Origin of the sequence: Terrabacter sp. 2RAF25 (assembly GCF_052115265.1) — a bacterium.
Lineage (GTDB): Bacteria > Actinomycetota > Actinomycetes > Actinomycetales > Dermatophilaceae > Terrabacter.
Map to the genome: position 1 here is coordinate 483,419 of NZ_JBFRGJ010000003.1, position 19,852 is coordinate 503,270.

Genomic DNA, 19,852 nt, shown 5'->3' on the forward strand with positions numbered 1-19,852 from the left:
GATGCACCGTCCTGCGAATGTCGCGGCTGTGGTGCGCGGCCAGAATACCACCCGGGCGCCTCCGCGCCGGGGCGGATCGCACGTGTGTCGACGGTCAGCCGGCCGTGACCCTCGCTCCACGGGCCGGCACCCCCGGGGTCAGCCGCTCCCAGTGCGCCGCGAGACGACCCGCCTGGACGCTCGAGGCCGCCGCACGCGTGGTGAGGACGAGCACGCTGGGTCCCGCACCCGAGACCACCGCCGCGTGACCCTGCGAGCGCAGCAGGTCCACGAGCTCCATGGTGTCGGGGTAGGACGGGCGTCGAGCCTCTTGGTGCAGCCAGTCACGGGTCGCCGCGTGGAGGTGCGACGGGTCGGCCGTCAGCGCGTGCACGAGCAGGGCGGCCCGCCCAGCACCGGCGGCGGCCGCCGCGAGCGGCACCGTCGCGGGCAGGACGGCGCGGGCCGTGCGGGTGGCCAGCTGCGTCTCGGGGACGAAGACCACGACCTCGACGTCGGGGTGCGGCTCGATGCGAGCCGTCACGGTGCGCTCGCCGTGATCGTGGCCGCTGTCGTCGGGCATCCAGCTCACCGTGAGGCCGCCGAGGGCGCTGGCCGACGCGTTGTCGGGGTGCCCCTCGAGCTCGCTCGACAGGTGCGTCGCCAGCCCGAGGTCGACGGGCACGTCGTCACCGCCGGCCGGCCAGGCGGCATACGGCTCGGGCGTCGAAGGTGCGACACCGAGTGAGAGTGCTTGTGCGGCAACGACCCCGGCGACGATCGCGGTGGCCGACGATCCGAGACCGCGACTGTGCGGCACGCCGTTGGTGGCGACGATGCGCAGCCCGACCGGGGGGCGAACGCCCAGGGACTGCCAGGTGTGCTGCATCGTCGCGTGCACCAGGTGCCGCTCGTCGGTGGGCACGTCGGCAGCGCCCTCGCCGGTCACCTCGATGACGAGACCGAACTCGTCGGAGGTCGTCACGGCGTAGTCGTCCCAGAGCCCGAGGGCCAGGCCGATGGAGTCGAAGCCGGGGCCGAGGTTGGCGCTGCTCGCCGGCACGCGCACGTGAACGGACCGCCCTGCGGGCACCCGGCTCACGCGGTCAGCCCTCGAGCCCGAGCGCCTGCGCCGCGCTGAAGGCGTCGATGCTGACGCGCGTGGGCACGACGTCGCTGCCGTCGGCGGTGCGCAGGGCCCACTGTGGGTCCTTGAGTCCGTGGCCGGTGACGGTGCAGACGATGCGCGCGCCGGAGGGCACGAGACCGGCCGCGTGGCTCGCGAGCAGACCGGCCACCGAGGCGGCCGAGCCGGGCTCGACGAAGACGCCCTCCTCGGAGGAGAGGTAGCGGTGCGCGTCGAGGATCTGCTCGTCGGTGACCGCGTCGATGCGCCCACCGGACTCGTCGCGCGCTGCGACCGCCTGCTCCCACGAGGCCGGGTTGCCGATGCGGATCGCTGTCGCGATGGTCTCGGGGTGGTCGACGGGGTGCCCGAGGACGATGGGCGCAGCACCCGCGGCCTGGAAGCCCCACATCCTCGGCAGGTGGGTGGCCGGCCCTGCTGGCGCGTCGGTGACCGGCGAGGCGAGGTACTCGCGGTAGCCGCGCCAGTACGCGGTGATGTTGCCGGCGTTGCCGACCGGCAGGCAGTGGATGTCGGGGGCGTCGCCGAGGGCGTCGACGACCTCGAACGAGGCGGTCTTCTGGCCCTCGATGCGGGCGGGGTTGACCGAGTTGACCAGCTCGACCGGGTAGGCCTCGGCGAGCTTGCGTGCGAGCGTCAGGCAGTCGTCGAAGTTGCCGTCGACCTGGAGCAGGGTCGCGCCGTGCGCGATGGCCTGGCTCAGCTTGCCCATCGCGATCTTGCCGTCGGGCACCAGCACGCCGCACGTCATGCCGGCCTTCGTCGCGTAGGCCGCTGCCGACGCCGACGTGTTGCCCGTGCTGGCGCAGATGACCGCGCGCGCGCCCTTGGCCGCGGCGACGCTGATGGCGGTCGTCATGCCGCGGTCCTTGAAGGAGCCGGTCGGGTTGAGGCCTTCGTACTTGAGGTGGACCTCGGCGCCGACCCGCTCGGACAGCTTCTCGGCGTGGATGAGGGGCGTGCCGCCCTCGTGGAGCGTGACGACGGGCGCGCCCTCGAGCATCGGGAGGCGGTCGGCGTACTCGCGGATGACTCCGCGCCACTGGTGGGCCATCACGAACCTTCCACGCGCATGACGGAGTTGACGCCACGGACGACGTCGAGCGTGCGCAGGCGCTCGACCGTGGACGAAAGGGCCGCGTCGGTGGCGGTGTGGGTCACGATGATGAGGTTGGCCCGTGCGGACTCACCGTCGGCGGCCGCGACGAGCTGCTGGCGCACGGTCTCGATGGAGACGTCGTGGTCGGCGAACGCGGCGGCGACCTGCGCGAGCACGCCCGAGCGGTCCTCGACGTCGAGGCTGATGTGGTACCTCGTCTCGGCGTCGCCCATCGTGAGGACCGGCAGGTCGGCATAGCTCGACTCCCCAGGTCCGAGCCCTCCGCCGACGCGGTGACGCGCGACGGCGACGAGGTCACCGAGCACGGCGGAAGCGGTGGGGTCGCCGCCGGCTCCCTTGCCGTAGAACATCAGCTCGCCGGCCGCGTCGGCCTCGACGAAGACGGCGTTGAAGGCCTCGCGCACGCCGGCGAGCGGGTGCGAGCGCGGGATCATCGCCGGGTGCACGCGTACGCTCACGCCTCGCTCGCTGCGCTCGCAGATCGCGAGCAGCTTGACGACCGCGTCCATCTCGCGAGCGGCGGCGACGTCGGATGCCGACACCTCGGTGATGCCCTCGCGGTAGACGTCGGTGCCTGAGACGCGGGTGTGGAAGGCGAGGGAGGCGAGGATCGCCGCCTTGGCGGCGGCGTCGAAGCCCTCGACGTCGGCGGTCGGGTCGGCCTCGGCGTAGCCCAGGGCCTGGGCCTGCTCGACGGCGTCGGAGAAACCGGCGCCGGTGGTGTCCATCTTGTCGAGGACGTAGTTCGTCGTGCCGTTGACGATGCCGAGGACCTTGCGCACCTCGTCGCCGGCGAGGGACTCGCGCAGCGGTCGCAGCAGCGGGATCGCGCCGGCGACGGCCGCCTCGTAGTAGAGGTCGACCCCCTTCTCGGCGGCCGCCGTGTAGAGAGCCGGGCCGTCCTCGGCGAGGAGGGCCTTGTTGGCCGTGACCACGGAGGCCCCGTGGTCCATGGCGCGCAGGATGAGCGAGCGGGCCGGCTCGATGCCGCCGATCACCTCGACGACGACGTCGGCGCGCGTCACGAGCTCGTCGGCGTCGGTGGTGAACAGCGACGGGTCGACCCCGAGCTCCGAGCGGTCGCGCCCGGCGCGTCGCACCGCGATGCCGACGATCTCGAGCGGGGCACCGACACGGGCCGCCATGTCGTCGGCGTGCTCGGTGAGGAGGCGGGCCACGGCTCCGCCCACGACACCCGCTCCGAGCAGGGCGACGCGCAACGGCCGGGGGTCACTCACTGCACTGTCCACGGTGCGAATCCTGCCGTCTGTCCGGGATCTGGACGCCCATTGTTTCGCGATCCGGACATGCGCGGCGCAGGATCTGCAGATCCATCAGACGTCGAGCGCGAGCAGGTCGTCGACCGTCTCGCGCCGGACGATGACGCGAGCCACCCCGTCGCGCACCGCGACGACGGGGGGTCGAGGCGTGTGGTTGTACTGGCTGGACAGGGAGCGGCAGTAGGCCCCGGTGCCGGGCACGGCGACGAGGTCACCGGCCGTCACGTCGGCGGGCAGGAACTCGTCCTTGACGACGATGTCTCCACTCTCGCAGTGCTTTCCGACGACGCGGGCGAGCACCGGGTCGGCCGTGGAGGCCCGGTTGGCGAGCGTGCACGAGTAGTTGGCGTCGTAGAGGGCGGTGCGCACGTTGTCGCTCATGCCGCCGTCGACGGAGACGTAGACGCGCTGGGCCCCGCCGTCGAGGTCGACCGGCTTGACCGTGCCCACCTCGTAGAGCGTGAACGTGCTGGGTCCGGCGATGGCGCGGCCCGGCTCGACCGAGATGCGCGGCACGGCGACTCCGTCAGCGCGGCACTCACGTTCGATGATCTCCGCCATGCCGGCAGCGAGGTTCTTCGGCGGCAGGGGGTCGTGCTCGGTCGTGTAGGCGATGCCGAACCCGCCGCCCAGGTCGAGCTCGGGCAGCTCGGTGCCGAGCTCGCGGGCGACCTGCGTGTGCAGGGCGACGATGCGCCGCGCCGAGACCTCGAATCCTGACGTGTCGAAGATCTGCGAGCCGATGTGGCTGTGGAGACCGAGCAGCCGCAGCGACTCCGGCTGGGCGAGGATGCGGCCCGCCGCCTCGAACGCGTGACCGCCCGAGAGCGACAGGCCGAACTTCTGGTCCTCGTGGGCCGTGGCGATGAACTCGTGCGTGTGCGCCTCGACGCCGACCGTGACACGGATCAGGACGGGTGCCACCACCCCGAGCTCGGCCGCGACCGCGGCCACCCGGTCGATCTCGTCGAACGAGTCGACGACGATGCGCCCGACGCCGTACTCGAGCGCGGTGCGGATCTCGCCGATGCTCTTGTTGTTGCCGTGCAGGCCGATTCGCTCACCGGGCACGCCGGCACGGATCGCGACGGCCAGCTCGCCGCCGGTGCAGACGTCGAGGCTCAGCCCCTCGTCGCGGATCCAGCGCGCGACCTCGGTGCAGAGGAACGCCTTGCCGGCGTAGAACACGTCGGCGCCACCTGACAGGCTGTCGAACACCTCGGCATACGTCTGCTTGAAATCCCTTGCGCGCGAACGGAAGTCGTCCTCATCGATGATGTATGCCGGCGTGCCGAACTCACGCGCGAGCTCGGCCACGCTAACCCCGCCGACGGTGAGGGCTCCGTCGGCGCCACGTCCGACGGAGGTCGCCCAGAGCGAGGGGACGAGGGCGTTGACGTCGACGGGGGTCTGGAGCCACGCGGGGCCGCGATAGCCCTCGGCGTGCAGCGCTCCTGCTTCGTGTGCGCGCATGCCTACATCCTCTCCGGGGCCGACGCGCCCAGGCGCGCGAGTCCATTGCGCAAGACGACTCGGACGGCGTCGGCGAGCAGCAGCCGCGCGGCGTGGACGGCCCGCACCGGCTCGTCCGCGACGGCCGGGCGCAGGGGGTGGTCCCAGGCCCCGACGAGGTCGGCCAGGTCGGTGACGGCGCGCCGCTGCTGTGAGACGTCGCCCGAGTGGGTGTCCAGCCGTTGAGGCAGGTCGGCGAGGGCCACGAGGAGGTGCCGCTCGATCACGTGGGTGAGCCGCTCGACCCGTGCCGACTCGCGCCGCTCGACACCGGCCGCCTCCGCGTTGCGGATGAGACGGCAGAGCCGCGCATGGGCCAGCTGCCCCCCGAGGAGCGGGTCGCCGGCCGGCCTGCTGCCGGGCAGCTCCGCGGGGACGGGCCCGACGGCTCCCCCGCCGAGGGCGTACGCGTCCTGGTGCCCGAGGACGTGCGCGACGATCGCCGACCGCGCGGCGTCCTCGAGCGTCACCGCGATGAGGCCACTCGGCGCGACCTCGACTGCGGCCACGGGCTTCTGGAGGGTGAGGCCCTGCGCGAGGACGCGCGCCAGGTCACGAGCCCCCATGCCGAGCCGCGGCGCCCAACGCTGCGCGACGGGTGTCACCCAGTCGGCCACCACCCCCGCCGCGCGGGTGTCGGTGGGGCGGAAGATGGCCCCGCCGGGCGCCCCTGTGGCGGCCCCACCGGGCAGCTCGCCACTGCGTGCGGCTTCCGCGGCCACCTCCTCGAGGAGGGCGCGCAGCTGCTCCGGCGTCATGGCGGCGAGTCTACGAGGAGGCCCCGGACGGCCGCCGGAGCACCGGCTCGCGGGAGGTCCGACACCGATCGCGCATGCCGCTGCGACCGTGTCCGCGGACCTGCCGTCCCGGGGCACCCCGCCGGATGGGGGTGCATTCAGCGTTCGGCCGTCCCGGCTGCTAATCTCACCGGGCGCACGAAAGTGCGCACGCCCCCGTAGCTCAGGGGATAGAGCACCGCCCTCCGGAGGCGGGAGCGCAGGTTCGAATCCTGCCGGGGGCACCGAACGACGAGAGGTCGACCTGAAGGCGCGGAGCGCCACTCAGGTCGACCTCTCGTCACGTCGGCGACGGACCGGGCCAGGTGTCACGATGGGGCGTGCTCATCTCCAAGCCTGTCGCCGAGGCCATCCGAGCGGGAACCGTGACCCAGGCCTTCCGACGCTGGGACACTCCGAGGGTCAAGGTCGGGGGCGTCCAGCTGACGCCCGCCGGCCTCGTCCGCTTCGACGCCGTGAGCCAGGTGCGCGACCCGGACAAGCTGACCGAGCGGGACGCACGCAAGGCGGGGGTCAAGGACCTCGCGGCGCTGCAGAAGTTCCTGAGCCCCACGGCGCGCAAGCCGTCTGCGCGCGGCGGCCGCGGCGGCCGCGGCGGCGACAAGGTCTATCGCATCCGACTGAGCTGGGCCGGAGAGGACCCGCGAATCGCCTTGCGCCAGAACGTGCCCGACGACGCGACTCTGCCGGACATCGCGGCCCGACTGGCTCGGCTCGACGCGCGACAGAGCGGTCCCTGGACACGCGACATCCTCGAGTGGATCCGGGACAACCCCCGGGTGGTCTCCAAGGAGCTCGCCGCGCTGCGCGGCTGCGAGCTGCTGCCGATGAAGGTCGACATCCGCAAGCTCAAGGCCCTCGGGCTGACCATCAGCCACGAGGTCGGATACGAGATCTCGCCGCGCGGCGCGGCGTACCTCGACTGGGCCGACCGGCGAGACCTGCCCGACGAGCCCGACCAGCCCGACCGCTGACAGCGGCTCGGCCGACCCAGGCGTCCGCAAACGCCCTGGGGACCGTGACGGTGAGGAGCGCGCCCCCGTCGGCCGGCGCCTCGAGGACCAGATCTCCTCCGAGGTCGCGCACCGTGTCCCGCAGCAGGTGCAGGCCCACGTGCCCCTGCCCGGAGCCCACGGGCCCCACCCTGGGCGCGAGGCCCCTGGGGTCGCGCGGGCCGACGCCGTCGTCGCGCACGCTGATGACCACCTGGTGCCCGACGACCCTGGCGCGAAGGACCACGGACGAGGCCTCGGCGTGCTTGACGACGTTGCGCAGCCCCTCGCGGATCGAGCGGTACACCACCTGGGCCATCGGCAGGCCGGACCGGGCGATGGCCGGGTCGAGGTCGACCTCGACGTCGAGGCCCGAGGACCGCGCCTGCTCCGCGAGCCACTCGACGGCCGGCACGAGGCCGCCCTCGGCGAGGTCGGCCGGGTAGATGTCGGTCATGAGCGAGCGGAGGCCCTCGGCGTCGCGCTTGAGCCCCGTCGACAGCTCGCCGACGATCGTGCGGGCGCGGGTCGCCTCGGGGGGCAGGTCGTCCACGAGGGCGCCCATGAGGTAGCCGAACCCGGCGAGGTTCTGCAGGACCCCGTCGTGCAGGTCGTCGGCGATGCGACGTCGCTCGAGGTCCGACGCGGACAGCGCGTGGCGCAGCATCCTGCTGCGGTCGGCCTCCCCGCGTTCGACGCGGCGCGCCAGGGACACGGCGAGCGGCAGCACCATCACGGCGAAGAGCAGCAGCGACCCCAGGCCCAGCAGCGCCAGCCGCCCGAGGAGGGCTGACTCGTCCTCGTGCATCGGATCGGCCGTCCAGTAGGACTCGAAGACGAGCGGCACGCCGTCCGCGTCGTGCAGGCCGGCATACACCTCGAGGAGCTCTCCGCTGGCCCGCTCGTCGGCGTTCTCCGCCTTGGACAGGTCCGACACGGCCGAGGTGACGTTCTCGGAGCCGAAGAGCTCGGCGACGTCGGCATCGAGGGCGAAGGTGTGCCCGATGAGCTGCTTCTCGTCGGACCACAGCACCCGGCCGTCCTCGGTCCAGATCTTCACGTGCACGATGGACCCGTCGCGCATCCGGTTCTGCAGCAGGTAGGCGAGGGTGGAGGTGGGCCCGGGGTCGCCGGCACGCACCCGGCGGTCGACGAGGGGCGCCACGACGTACCGCGCGAGCCCGGAGCCTCGCACCGTCGCATCGCGCAGGGCGATCTGTGACGCGAGAGGGCGGGCGAGCAGCACGGTGCCCACCCCCACGAGCGCCAGAGCAGCGAGCGTCCAGAGCAGGAAGCGGCGCAGTGCCGAACGCGTCACCCCTCCGGCCAGGGGGTCCGCAGCACGGAGCAGCGCCACGTCAACCAGTCCCTCGGAGGCTCACCATCCCCAGCCTGCTGGCGGTCACCACGGCCTCGAGCTGCGAGTGCGCCCCCAGCTTCGCGAGCACGCTCTTGATGTGGCCGCGGCTGGTGAGCACCGAGATGCCGAGGCTCCGTGCGATCTCGGTGGCGTCGCGCCCCTCGGCGAGCAGGCCGAGCACCTCGGCCTCGCGCGAGGTCAGGTCGACGGGCGGCAGACCGCGAGCGGGCTGAGAGCCCACGAGCCCGCGCAGCAGCTTCGGGTGCACGTGGAAGCCGTCTCTCGCGGCGCTGTGGATCGCCGCGATGACGTCCTCCCACGAGCCGTCCTTGGGCAGCAGCGCACACGCACCGGCGTCCGCGGCGCGACTGAGCAAGCCCTGGTCGAGGTGGGCGGTGAGCACGATGACGCGCAGGTGCGGCAGCCGCTTCGTCAGCTCCGCCGTGAGGTCGATGCCGTCGTCGTGGCCGAGTCGCACGTCCATGAGCACGGCGTCGGGGGCCTCACGCTGCAGCAGCTCGAGTGCCGCCCCGGCCGAGTAGGCGACCCCGGCGCAGGTGAGGCCGTCCTCGCGGTCGACCGCGAAGGCCATCGCGTCGGCGACAGCCCGGTGGTCGTCGACGACGGCCACCGCCAGCAGCTCGACCGGCTCGACGTGCGCTTCGACGCGCTCTTCGACGTGTTTCAGGTGCCCCACGGGCAGGCCACGAACCATCTGATCCCCCATACGTTCCAGTGCGGGCCACCCCTCCCGTGCCGCAATTATCACAAGGCCGGGGCGAGGTGGGAGGCGTTTCCCCCAAATCTTGGGGAGGGGTTCTGCCGACGATGGGTGTTGCCGGTGTCAGCGCCACCGCCCACCCTTGGACATACCGGGTGCAGAGGGCAGAACCCGGCCGAGGGCGTCCGTCACCCCCATCCCCACCGACTCCCCCGAACGGTGACCCGGTCGTTCCGCCCTCCCCGGACCGGCGTCATCACCACGGTGGCCGCGTGCCACCGGTTGACGCCCGCCGAGCCGCCCTCGGCGGGCGTCAGCGCTGCGTGGTGTCCGTGACCTCGCCGACGAGCTCCTCGAGGACGTCCTCCAGGAAGACGACGCCGGTCACCGCGGCATCGGCGTCGATGACCCGCGCGAGGTGCGCGCCGCTCAGCTGCATGGTGGCGAGGACGTCCTCGATGTCGTCGCCGTCGCGCACCGTGGCCAGGCGGCGGATGCGCTTGGGTGGGATGGGCTGCTCGTGACGCTCGTCGTCGGCGTAGAGCACGTCCTTGAGGTGGATGTAGCCGGCGATCTCACCGGCCGCGTCGCACACGGGGTAGCGCGAGAAGCCCTGCTTGGCGACGAGCCGCTCGATGTCGGCGGGCGTCGCGCCCAGCTGCACCGTCGTCAGTTCGGTGACGCCGACGGCCACGTCGTGGGCCAGCTTGTCGGAGAACTCGAGGGTCTTGGCGACGAGCCCGTGGCGCTCCTCCTCGATGAGCCCCTCGCGGCGTGACTCACCGACGATGTGGGCGACCTCCTCGACGGTGAAGGCCGAGGTGATCTCGTCCTTGGGCTCGACCCGGAAGAGCCGGACGAGGGCCTTCGCGACGGTCTCCATCGCGTGCACGATCGGGCGCAGGGCGCGTGAGATGAAGAAGAGCGGCGGCACCAGCACGAGCGCTGCGCGGTCGGGCCCGGCGATGGCGAGGTTCTTCGGGATCATCTCGCCGACGACGACGTGCAGGTAGCTGACGATGAGCAGGGCGAGGGCCAGCGCGACCCCACCGGCCCAGGCCTCGGAGAGTCCCCAGGCGTGGAAGACGGGCTCGAGCAGGTGGTGCAGCGCCGCCTCTGCGAGGGCACCGAGACCGACGGAGCACACCGTGATTCCGAGCTGGGCCGTCGCGAGCATCGAGCCGAGCCGTTCGAGCGCGAGCAGGCACGCCACCGCCCGTTTGCTGCCGGCGTCGGCGAGCGGCTCGAGCGTCGACCGGCGTACGGCCATGGCGGCGAACTCCGCGCCCACGAAGAACGCGTTGCCCAGAAGCAGGAAGAGCGAGATGACGTAGACCCACGGCCCGTTCACGACCGCTCCCCCTCGTCGCCCGAGGACGTATGCCGTCCGCCCGGGTGTTCTCCGGCGGCTCGGTCGCGCTGCCCGTCGGCACCCGGGTGCCCGCCCTCGGCGTCGCCCGCGGAGGGCAGGGAGTCGGGATCGGGCACGAAGCGGAGCCGGTCGACCCGGCGCCCTTCCATGCCGACGACGTTGATGCGCCACCCGGGCAGGCCGACCACGTCTCCGACCACGGGAACCCGGCCGAGCACGTGCATCACGTAGCCGCCCATCGTCTCGTAGGTGTGCCCGTCGGGCACGTCGGCGTCGAAGGCGTCGCGCACCTCGTCAGGGCGCCACAGCCCCGGGACCGTCCACGAGCCGTCGATGAGCTCGCGGCCGCCCTGCCTGCTGCGGTCGTGCTCGTCGGAGACCTCGCCGACGATCTCCTCGACCACGTCCTCGAGTGTGACGATCCCCGAGGTGCCGCCGTACTCGTCCACGACGACGGCCATCTGGAAGCCGCCCTCGCGCAGCTGCCGCAGGAGCGGGTCGAGCCGGATGGTCTCGGGTACGACGAGTCGGTCGGACATCAGGGCCGAGACCGGCACGTCCTTGCGGCGCTCGTGCGGCACGGCCATCGCCTTCTTGACGTGGACCACGCCGTCGACGTCGTCCCAGTCGTCGCCGAGCACGGGGAACCGTGAGTGGCCGGTGCGCCGCGACAGGCGGAGCACGTCGTCGGCGGACTCGTCACGGTGGATGCCGGTGCAGCGCACCCGCGGTGTCATGACGTCGTCGGCGGTGCGCTCGCCGAAGCCGAGCGAGCGGGTCAGCATGCGTGCGGTGGTGACGTCGAGCGTGCCGGCCTCCGCCGAGCGCTGCACGAGGCTCGCGAGCTCCTGCGGGGTGCGGGCACCGGACAGCTCCTCCTGCGGCTCGATGCCGAGCGAGCGGAGGAATCCGTTGGCCGACCCGTTGAGCACGACGATGAGTGGCTTCGCGATGGTGGCGAACACACGCACGGGGAGCGCCACCACCTTGGCGGTCGCGAGGGGTGCCGAGATACCGAGGAACTGCGGCAGCAGCTCGCCGAAGACCATCGAGAAGACCGTGGCGAGCAGCAGGGCGAGCGCACTCGAGGCCGCCTCGACCGCCGCGTCCCCCAGGCCGAGGCTGGTGAGCGGCCCGGCGACGAGCACACCGATCGAGGGCTGCGCGAGGTAGCCGACGACGAGCGTCGTGATGGTGATGCCCACCTGCGCTGCGGACAGCTGGGTCGAGAGCTGCTTCAGCGACTGGAGCACGACGCGCGCGCGCGAGTCGCCCTCGTCGATGGCGCGCTGCACCGTCGGCCGGTCGAGCGCGACCAGCGAGAACTCGGCGGCCACGAAGACGGCCGTCCCCGCCGTCAGCAGCACGGCGCCGAGGACGAGAAGCCACTCGGTCACGGTCGCGCCGCCAGTCGGGTCGGGACGGAGCGCACCTGGGCTCGGATGGACGTCATGGTGGGCCCACTATAGGGAGCGGGAGCAGCGGCGCGGCGACCCGAGCCCTCGGTCATCGGCACACCCGGCCCACGCCGATCCGGGTGTGCCGGTCTGCCTGTGGCCGCTGTGCGCCGTGTGGTTGAGTTGGGCGCATCAGGGTGACTCGGCGGGGCGAGCGAAAGAGGGCACGGTGGCAGGCGCACGACCTGAGTTCGGCGGTCGCATCGAGGTGCGCGGCCTGACCAAGCGCTTCGGCTCGTTCACCGCGGTCGACCACCTCGACTTCGACGTCGAGCCGGGACGCGTCACCGGCTTCCTCGGGCCCAACGGCAGCGGCAAGACGACGACGCTGCGCATGCTGCTCGGCCTCGTGCGCGCCACCGCCGGCACCGCGACGATCGACGGTCACCGCTACCGCGACATCCCCAACCCGCTCACGGTGGTCGGTTCGGCCCTCGAGGCCACGAACTTCCACCCCGGCCGCACCGGGCGCAACCACCTGCGCGTGCAGGCCGCGGTCGCGGGTGTGTCCGACCGGCGCGTCGACGAGCTGCTCGAGCTCGTCGGCATCCCCGCAGCGGCCCGCAAGCGTGCCGGCGGCTACTCGATGGGGATGCGCCAGCGGCTCGGCCTCGCGGCCGCACTGCTCGGCGACCCCCGCGTCATCATCCTCGACGAGCCGGCCAACGGCCTCGACCCCGAGGGCATCCGCTGGCTGCGTGGCTTCCTGCGCCACCTCGCCGACCAGGGGCGAACCCTGCTCATCTCGAGCCACATGCTCTCGGAGGTCGAGCAGACCGTCGACGACGTCGTCATCATCGCCAACGGCAAGAGGGTCGCCCAGGGCACGGTCACCGAGCTGCGCGGCAACCCCACGGCATACGTCCGCACGTCCGACCCCGACCGGCTGGCCGAGGGGCTGCGCCGTCGCGGGCTCACGGTGACTCCCGCGGGTCCCGGCCTCCGGGTCACGACCGAAGATCTCGCGACCGTCGGCGACGTCGCCCACGCCAGCGACGTCGCGATCCACGAGCTGCGGTCCGAGCAGACCCACCTGGAGGAGCTCTTCTTCAACCTCACCGAGAGCGAGGAGTTCCGCAACCGCAACCTGCTCACCCAACCCGGAACGGGCGACGTGCCTCCAGCCGGTACCCCTGCCGGGACTCCGACCGGGACGCCGGCCGGGACGCCGACCGACCTTCCTCCACCGAGCGGGCCGCCGATCGACCCCGCCCTGCTGGCCGAGCCCGGCGCCGCCGCCAGCACCGACCACGACCTCGACCTCGACCACGACCACGACCCCAGCCACCACGGCGGGCGAGACGGAGGCGCACGATGACCGCCGTGCGCGCCGAGCTGCGCAAGTTCTTCACGACGCGCCTCTGGTGGGGCATGGCGATCGCCGTGCTGCTCAGCGGGGCAGCCTTCGCGGTGCTCTTCGCGTTCGTGTTCACCAGTGACGCCGTGCAAGGGCCCCAGGGTGCGGTCGCGCCGCGCACCGACGCCGCCATCGCCAAGGCCGTCTTCACCGGGGGCCTGCAGGTCGGCTACCTGCTGACGCTGGCCATCGGGGTGCTGACCATCGGCTCCGAGTACCGCCACCAGACCGTCACCGCGACCTTCCTGGCCATCCCGCGGCGCGGTCGGGTCATGGCCGCCAAGGTGGCCGCGCTCCTCGTCGTCGGTGCCTTCTACGGGGTGCTCTCGCTGGCCGGCGCCGTCGGTGCCGGGTCGCTGGTGCTCAGCTCGAAGGGCATCGCGCCCTTTGCCGACACGTCGATCTGGCGCACCCTGGCCCTCTGCCTGCTCGTCCTCGGCCTCTGGGCCCTGATCGGACTGGGCGCCGGCATCCTCATCCCCAACCAGATCGCTGCACTGCTCATCTCCGTCGCCGTGGCCTGGATCGTCGAGCCGGTGCTGAGCCTGGTCCTCGCCCTCACCGAATGGGGCAAGAGCATCTCGCCATACCTCCCGAGCCGGGCGACGAGCGCCATGGTCGAGGCGACGAGCGGCGGGTTCGACGGACGGCCCATCCAGCAGCTGTCGTGGTGGGCCGGTGCGCTCGTGCTCATCGCGTATGCCGTCGTGATGGCCGGTCTCGGCACGTGGCGCACGCTGCGCAGCGACATCAGCTGAGGCCGGTCGAGCGGCTGGCCGGGCGTCCGGCGGGCGTCCGGCGGCACTGCTCGTGTCAACGTGACAAAGCCCTCGCCGACGCCCCGGCTCGACATCCGAGCCGCCGTCGGGTATCAGGGCGTTCAGGGCTAGGCTTGACCCCTGTATACGCAACGTCGCTCCCAAGCCAAACGAAAGAGGCGCATTCGCCGTGTCCGATCAGTCCACGTCCGGTGACCCGATTGCAGCGTTCGGGCCGAACGAATGGCTCGTCGACGAGCTCTACCAGCAGTTCCTGACCGACAAGTCGTCGGTCGACAAGGCCTGGTGGGGGTTCTTCGAGGACTACCGGCCCGGTGAGGCCGACACGAGCCAGACCACCACGGCGGCCCCGACCCGCACGGCGACCGCGACCAAGCCCGAGCCCGCGAGCGCTCCCGCGCCGGCAGCGCCCTCGACCAACGGCTCGACGAACGGCAGCCCCGCCAAGACGCCGGCGACCATCGACTCCAAGGCCGCCGCCCAGCCCACGGCCGCCGCCCAGCCCACGGCCGCTGCCCAGCCCAAGGCCGCTGCCCAGCCTCCGGCCACCGCTGCGCCCACGGCAGCCCGCACCGAGGTCAAGACCGAGCCCAAGAGCGAGCCCAAGAGCGAGCCGAAGGGCGAGCCCGGCGCCGAGGCACCGAAGCCGCGCGACATCCCGGCCGTCAAGGGCACCGGCCCGGTCAACGAGGACGTCGTGACGCCCCTGCGCGGGGCCCCCTCGCGGGTCGTGTCGAACATGGAGGTCTCGCTGTCGGTGCCGACCGCGACGAGCGTGCGCGCCGTCCCGGCCAAGCTGCTCATCGACAACCGTGTCGTCATCAACAACCACCTGGCCAGGTCGCGCGGCGGCAAGGTCAGCTTCACCCACATCATCGGCTACGCCATGGTCAAGGCCCTGGCGATCATGCCCGAGATGAACAACGGCTTCACCGAGGTGAACGGCAAGCCGGCCCTCGTGCAGCCCGCCCACGTCAACTTCGGGCTCGCCATCGACCTGCAGAAGCCCGACGGCAGCCGCACCCTCGTCGTCCCGTCGGTCAAGTCGGCGGAGGAGATGGACTTCGTCCACTTCTGGACCGCCTACGAGGACATCGTCCGCAAGGCGCGCGCCAACAAGCTCACCGTCGAGGACTTCCAGGGCACGACGATCTCGCTGACCAACCCCGGCGGCATCGGCACCGTCCACTCGGTGCCGCGCCTCATGGCCGGGCAGGGCGCGATCATCGGTGTCGGCGCCCTCGACTACCCCGCCGAGTGGCAGGGCGCGAGCACCGAGACGCTCAACCGCAACGCCGTGAGCAAGATCCTGACGCTCACCTCGACCTACGACCACCGCATCATCCAGGGCGCCCAGAGCGGCGACTACCTGCGGATCATGCACGACCTGCTCCTCGGCAAGAACAACTTCTACGACGAGATCTTCGAGTCGCTGCGCCTGCCCTACGAGCCGGTGCGCTGGATCCAGGACATCGACAGCTCGCACGACGACGACATCAACAAGGTCGCCCGCGTCCAGGAGCTGATCCACGCCTACCGCGTGCGCGGTCACCTGATGGCCGACACCGACCCGCTCGAGTACAAGCAGCGCCGGCACCACGACCTCGACATCACCACGCACGGCCTGACGCTCTGGGACCTCGACCGCACGTTCGCCACCGGCGGTTTCGGCGGCTACCCGTTCCTCAAGCTGCGCAAGATCCTCGGCATCCTGCGCGACTCGTACTGCCGCACCGTCGGCATCGAGTACATGCACATCCAGGACCCCGAGCAGCGCAAGTGGATCCAGGACAAGGTCGAGCGGCCCTACGAGAAGGCCAACCGCGACGAGCAGATGCGCATCATGCGCCGCCTCAACGCCGCCGAGGCCTTCGAGACCTTCCTGCAGACCAAGTTCGTCGGTCAGAAGCGCTTCTCGCTCGAGGGCGGCGAGTCGGTCATCGCCCTGCTCGACCGTGTCCTGTGCCGCGCGGCCAGCGAGAACCTCGACGAGGTCTGCATCGGCATGCCGCACCGAGGCCGTCTCAACGTGCTCGCCAACATCGCGGGCAAGTCCTACGGCCAGATCTTCCGTGAGTTCGAGGGCACCCAGGACCCCAAGTCCGTCCAGGGCTCCGGCGACGTGAAGTACCACCTCGGCACCGAGGGCGAGTTCGTCTCCGAGGACGGCAGCAAGACCAAGGTCTACCTCGCCGCGAACCCGTCGCACCTCGAGGCCGTCAACCCGGTGCTCGAGGGCATCGTCCGCGCCAAGCAGGACCGCCTCAACCTCGCCGGCGAGTCGTTCACCGTGCTCCCCGTGCTGCTGCACGGCGACGCGGCGTTCGCCGGCCAGGGTGTCGTGGCCGAGACGCTCAACCTCTCGCAGCTGCGCGGCTACCGCACCGGCGGCACGATCCACGTGGTGATCAACAACCAGGTCGGCTTCACCACCTCGCCGAGCAGCTCGCGCTCGTCGGTCTACTCGACCGACGTGGCGCGGATGATCCAGGCGCCGATCTTCCACGTGAACGGCGACGACCCCGAGGCGTGCGTGCGCGTGGCCGAGCTCGCCTACGAGTTCCGCCAGGAGTTCAACAAGGACGTCGTCGTCGACATGGTGTGCTACCGCCGCCGTGGTCACAACGAGGGCGACGACCCGTCGATGACGCAGCCGCTGATGTACAACCTCATCGAGGCCAAGCGTTCGGTGCGCAAGCTCTACACCGAGTCGCTCATCGGCCGCGGTGACATCAGCGTCGAGGACGCCGAGGCCGCACTGCGCGACTACCAGCAGCAGCTCGAGCGCGTCTTCGTCGAGACCCGTGAGGCCAAGAAGGCGCAGGCCGCCGGCGGTCCGGCGCCCGCCGATCGTCGCGACTCCGACGCCCCCGACAACGCCGGTCTCGAGCGCCCGACGGCCCAGGTGCTCGACGACGAGGCCCCTGTGCGCTCGGCCACCGAGACGGGCGTCCCGGCCAGCGAGATCGTCCACATCGGCGAGACGTTCGCCAACCCGCCGCAGGGCTTCACGATCCACCCGAAGCTCAAGCAGCTCATGGACAAGCGCGCCCAGATGGTGCACGACGGCGGCATCGACTGGCCGATGGCCGAGCTGCTCGCCTTCGGCACGCTGCTCAAGGAGGGCACGCCGATCCGGCTCGCCGGCCAGGACAGCCGCCGCGGCACCTTCGTCCAGCGCCACGCCGTGCTCATCGACAAGGACACCGCGGAGGAGTGGACGCCGCTGCTGTACCTCGGCGAGGGGCAGGCCCGGTTCTGGGTCTACGACTCGCTGCTGTCCGAGTACGCCGCGATGGGCTTCGAGTACGGCTACTCGGTCGAGCGGCCCGATGCCCTCGTGCTGTGGGAGGCGCAGTTCGGCGACTTCGGCAACGGCGCGCAGACCATCGTCGACGAGTTCATCTCCAGCTCCGAGCAGAAGTGGGGCCAGCGCAGCTCGGTCGTGCTCCTCCTTCCCCACGGCTACGAGGGCCAGGGTCCCGACCACAGCTCGGCGCGCATCGAGCGCTACCTGCAGCTGTGCGCGGAGAACAACATGACCGTGGCCTACCCGTCGACGGCCGCGAGCTACTTCCACCTGCTGCGCCGTCAGGCGTACGCCCGGCCCCGCACGCCGCTCGTCGTCTTCACCCCGAAGTCGATGCTCCGCAGCAAGGCGGCGGCGAGCTCGGTCGAGGCGTTCACGCAGGGCGGCTTCCAGCCCGTGCTGGCCGACCACGAGGGCGTCACCAAGGACGTCACGCGCGTGCTCCTCGCGAGCGGCAAGATCGTGCACGAGCTCGACGCCGAGCGTGAGAAGCGCGGCGACACCTCAACCGCGATCGTGCGCGTCGAGCAGCTCTACCCGATCCCCGAGCAGGAGATCGTCGACGCCGTCGCGAAGTACCCCGGCGCCGAGCTGGTCTGGGTCCAGGACGAGCCGCGCAACCAGGGTGCGTGGCCGCTCATGGCCCAGTGGCTCCACGAGGACCTCTGCGGCATGGGCGAGACCCGTCCATGGCGCGTCGTCGCGCGCAAGGCCGCGGCATCGCCGGCCACCGGCTCGTCGAAGAAGCACGCCCTCGAGCAGGCCGAGCTGATGGAGCGCGCGTTCGGGCGCTGACCCGACGACGCCCGGGCAGCGGGCACGACCTGGCAAGGACCGGGCAATGACACGGGCAATGACACGGGCAATGACACGAGGGACCCCGCCACCACGGCGGGGTCCCTCCGTCGTTCCCGGCGCAGGCATCTCCCGGTGAGCGGTCGACCACCCGTGCGACCGCTCACCGGCCCGCCTCCGCCAGGGCACCCGCCACTCGCGATAACCTCCCAACGTGTACTTCACCGACAGGGGCATCGAGGAGCTGGCGGCCCGTCGCGGCGAGGAGGAGGTCACCATCGAGTGGCTGGCCGAGCAGCTGCGCGCGTTCGTCGACCTCAACCCCGAGTTCGAGGTGCCCATCGAGCGACTCGCGACATGGCTCGCGCGGCTGGACGACGACGAGGACTGAGCAGTGAGAGACCGCACCACCGGGCCGCAGGCCACCCAGTCTCCCGAGGCCCCGCGGGAGCCCTACGGCGTGGGCCCTGCCTACCCCTCGTCCCACACCCAGTTCACCGACGAGGCACCGGGCAGGTATGCCGCCGCGCCGGCCACCGACGACACCGCGCCGTCCGAGCCCCACGACGTGTCATCGGCCACCTCGACACCGGCGGCGGCGAGCTCGTCGGCGGCCCCGCCCGTCGCCGACGACCCCTACTACACACCGAGCGCCGAGTTCACCGTCGCCGAGGGCCTGCGCGACGTGGGCATGGTCTTCGTCGGCGCGTCGATGACAGCCGGCTACGGCGACCCGAAGGGCCTGGGCTGGGTCGGCCGCGTCGTGGCGCGCACGCAGCACCCGGAGCTCGACCTCACGGCATACAACCTCGGGGTGCGTGGAAACACCTCCGGCGACGTCGTTGCTCGCTGGGGCTCCGAGTGCCACCCCCGCTGGAAGGGCCGCAGCGAGCGTCGGCTCGTGCTGTCCGTGGGCATCAACGACGTGCTGTCCGGCATGACGATGGCCCGCTCCAGGCTCAACCTCGCCAACGTGCTCGACGAGGCCACCAACGCCGGCATCGGCGTCTTCGTGGTCGGCCTGACGCCGACCCTCGACGACGACCTCAACCGCCGCATCGAGTCCCTCGCCGAGGCCCAGGCCGACGTCTGCGCACGCCGCGGCATCACCTACGTCGACTGCTACCGGCCACTCGCCACGCACGACCAGTGGATGGCCGACCTCGCGGCGAGCCCCGACCGCTCACACCCGGGACAGGCCGGCTACGGCCTCATCGCGTGGCTCGTGCTCCACAACGGCTGGAACGACTGGCTCTCGATCAGCTGACGACGTCGGAGTCGTCGCCCGCGCCGTCCTGATCGCGCCTGGCGGGGCTCGACAGTGCGGCCACGATGCTCGCGACGGCGACGGCTGCGACGCCCAGCGCGACCCCGTCGCGGTCGGACTCGTGCAGCGACCACGCGACGGGCAGCAGCAGGACGTTCCAGAGCACCGTGGGGGTGCGGGCCCACGGTGAGGCGCGGCCCCAGGCGCGGGCCAGGGCCAGCAGGGCCAGCCCGAAGACGAGGATGAGGGCTCCTGACGTGGCCGCCCGCGTCAGGTCGTCTGTGGCACCCGTCACCATCTCGTAGACGTAGAACCCCGCGAAGCCGAGGACGACCAGCGCCTCGACGAACGTGAGCACGGCTGCGGCACGGTGGGATCGGCCCACCTGACGACTCGGAGTCATCGATTCGGTCACCGTCGCAGCCTAACGACAGGGGGCCCACCACCCGCCGTCGCTCCCCTGCGACGCCCGGTTGGGCCGCCCGAGGTATGGAACTGGGAGCCGTCTGCCGATAGACTCAATCCTTGGTGTGACCAGCGCCCACGGCGTTGAACACGGACACGGTTGCCGGTCACACTGGTACATGGTCCACGACGCGTACGGAAC

16 protein-coding genes and 1 tRNA gene are annotated in these 19,852 nt (G+C 71.7%); 7 read left to right on the forward strand and 10 right to left on the reverse strand.

Annotation, left to right across the window (positions count from 1 at the left end; all coding sequences use genetic code 11):
- Positions 1 to 94 precede the first annotated feature (94 nt).
- The 5 genes from AB4091_RS11215 to AB4091_RS11235 form a co-directional block, all read right to left on the reverse strand.
- A complete protein-coding gene (locus AB4091_RS11215) occupies positions 95 to 1,081 on the reverse strand; it encodes a homoserine kinase (protein ID WP_442291823.1) in 987 nt (328 codons plus the stop codon).
- Between the two features lie 4 nt (positions 1,082 to 1,085).
- Entirely contained in the window at positions 1,086 to 2,180 is a 1,095-nt protein-coding gene (gene thrC, locus AB4091_RS11220) for a threonine synthase (protein WP_442291824.1), read from the reverse strand.
- Entirely contained in the window at positions 2,180 to 3,496 is a 1,317-nt protein-coding gene (locus AB4091_RS11225) for a homoserine dehydrogenase (RefSeq protein ID WP_442291825.1), read from the reverse strand. Before AB4091_RS11225 ends, thrC begins: the two co-directional genes overlap by 1 nt.
- An 84-nt stretch (positions 3,497 to 3,580) precedes the next feature.
- Positions 3,581 to 4,999 (reverse strand): diaminopimelate decarboxylase, encoded by a 1,419-nt coding sequence (gene lysA, locus AB4091_RS11230; RefSeq protein ID WP_442291826.1) that lies wholly within the window; start codon positions 4,997 to 4,999, stop codon positions 3,581 to 3,583.
- Between the two features lie 2 nt (positions 5,000 to 5,001).
- Positions 5,002 to 5,796, reverse strand: a complete 795-nt coding sequence (locus AB4091_RS11235; RefSeq protein WP_442291827.1) for a DALR anticodon-binding domain-containing protein — start codon at positions 5,794 to 5,796, stop codon at positions 5,002 to 5,004.
- Between the two features lie 191 nt (positions 5,797 to 5,987).
- Between AB4091_RS11235 and AB4091_RS11240 the strand changes: the two genes are divergently transcribed.
- Positions 5,988 to 6,059, forward strand: a tRNA-Arg gene (locus AB4091_RS11240).
- Positions 6,060 to 6,155: 96 nt separating this feature from the next.
- Entirely contained in the window at positions 6,156 to 6,809 is a 654-nt protein-coding gene (locus AB4091_RS11245; protein ID WP_442291828.1) for an ASCH domain-containing protein, read from the forward strand.
- Here AB4091_RS11245 and AB4091_RS11250 read toward each other — a convergent pair.
- The 4 genes from AB4091_RS11250 to AB4091_RS11265 form a co-directional block, all read right to left on the reverse strand.
- Positions 6,706 to 8,184 carry a sensor histidine kinase gene (locus AB4091_RS11250; RefSeq protein WP_442291829.1) on the reverse strand — a complete coding sequence of 493 codons (1,479 nt, stop codon included), beginning with the start codon at positions 8,182 to 8,184 and terminating at the stop codon, positions 6,706 to 6,708. The genes AB4091_RS11245 and AB4091_RS11250 overlap by 104 nt on opposite strands.
- A gap of 1 nt (position 8,185) precedes the next feature.
- A complete protein-coding gene (locus AB4091_RS11255) occupies positions 8,186 to 8,914 on the reverse strand; it encodes a response regulator (RefSeq protein WP_442291830.1) in 729 nt (242 codons plus the stop codon).
- Positions 8,915 to 9,221: 307 nt separating this feature from the next.
- On the reverse strand, positions 9,222 to 10,259 hold the full coding sequence (locus AB4091_RS11260) for a hemolysin family protein (RefSeq protein WP_442291831.1): 1,038 nt from the start codon (positions 10,257 to 10,259) through the stop codon (positions 9,222 to 9,224).
- Entirely contained in the window at positions 10,256 to 11,677 is a 1,422-nt protein-coding gene (locus AB4091_RS11265; RefSeq protein ID WP_442291832.1) for a hemolysin family protein, read from the reverse strand. Before AB4091_RS11265 ends, AB4091_RS11260 begins: the two co-directional genes overlap by 4 nt.
- A 229-nt stretch (positions 11,678 to 11,906) precedes the next feature.
- On the opposite strand from AB4091_RS11265, the gene AB4091_RS11270 reads away from it, so the two are divergent.
- The 5 genes from AB4091_RS11270 to AB4091_RS11290 all read left to right on the forward strand — a co-directional run bounded on the left by AB4091_RS11270 (position 11,907) and on the right by AB4091_RS11290 (position 19,245).
- Entirely contained in the window at positions 11,907 to 13,055 is a 1,149-nt protein-coding gene (locus AB4091_RS11270; RefSeq protein ID WP_442291833.1) for an ABC transporter ATP-binding protein, read from the forward strand.
- Positions 13,052 to 13,852 (forward strand): ABC transporter permease, encoded by an 801-nt coding sequence (locus AB4091_RS11275; protein ID WP_442291834.1) that lies wholly within the window; start codon positions 13,052 to 13,054, stop codon positions 13,850 to 13,852. The genes AB4091_RS11270 and AB4091_RS11275 overlap by 4 nt, the downstream gene beginning before the upstream one ends.
- Before the next feature lie 190 nt (positions 13,853 to 14,042).
- Positions 14,043 to 17,978, forward strand: a complete 3,936-nt coding sequence (locus tag AB4091_RS11280) for a multifunctional oxoglutarate decarboxylase/oxoglutarate dehydrogenase thiamine pyrophosphate-binding subunit/dihydrolipoyllysine-residue succinyltransferase subunit (protein ID WP_442291835.1) — start codon at positions 14,043 to 14,045, stop codon at positions 17,976 to 17,978.
- A gap of 214 nt (positions 17,979 to 18,192) precedes the next feature.
- Complete coding sequence (locus tag AB4091_RS11285; RefSeq protein ID WP_442291836.1) at positions 18,193 to 18,369, forward strand: DUF6104 family protein; 177 nt, start codon at positions 18,193 to 18,195, stop codon at positions 18,367 to 18,369.
- Between the two features lie 3 nt (positions 18,370 to 18,372).
- On the forward strand, positions 18,373 to 19,245 hold the full coding sequence (locus AB4091_RS11290) for a GDSL-type esterase/lipase family protein (RefSeq protein ID WP_442291837.1): 873 nt from the start codon (positions 18,373 to 18,375) through the stop codon (positions 19,243 to 19,245).
- Here the strand turns inward: AB4091_RS11290 and AB4091_RS11295 are convergent.
- Positions 19,238 to 19,660 (reverse strand): hypothetical protein, encoded by a 423-nt coding sequence (locus tag AB4091_RS11295; RefSeq protein WP_442291838.1) that lies wholly within the window; start codon positions 19,658 to 19,660, stop codon positions 19,238 to 19,240. The genes AB4091_RS11290 and AB4091_RS11295 overlap by 8 nt on opposite strands.
- Positions 19,661 to 19,852: the final 192 nt, after the last annotated feature.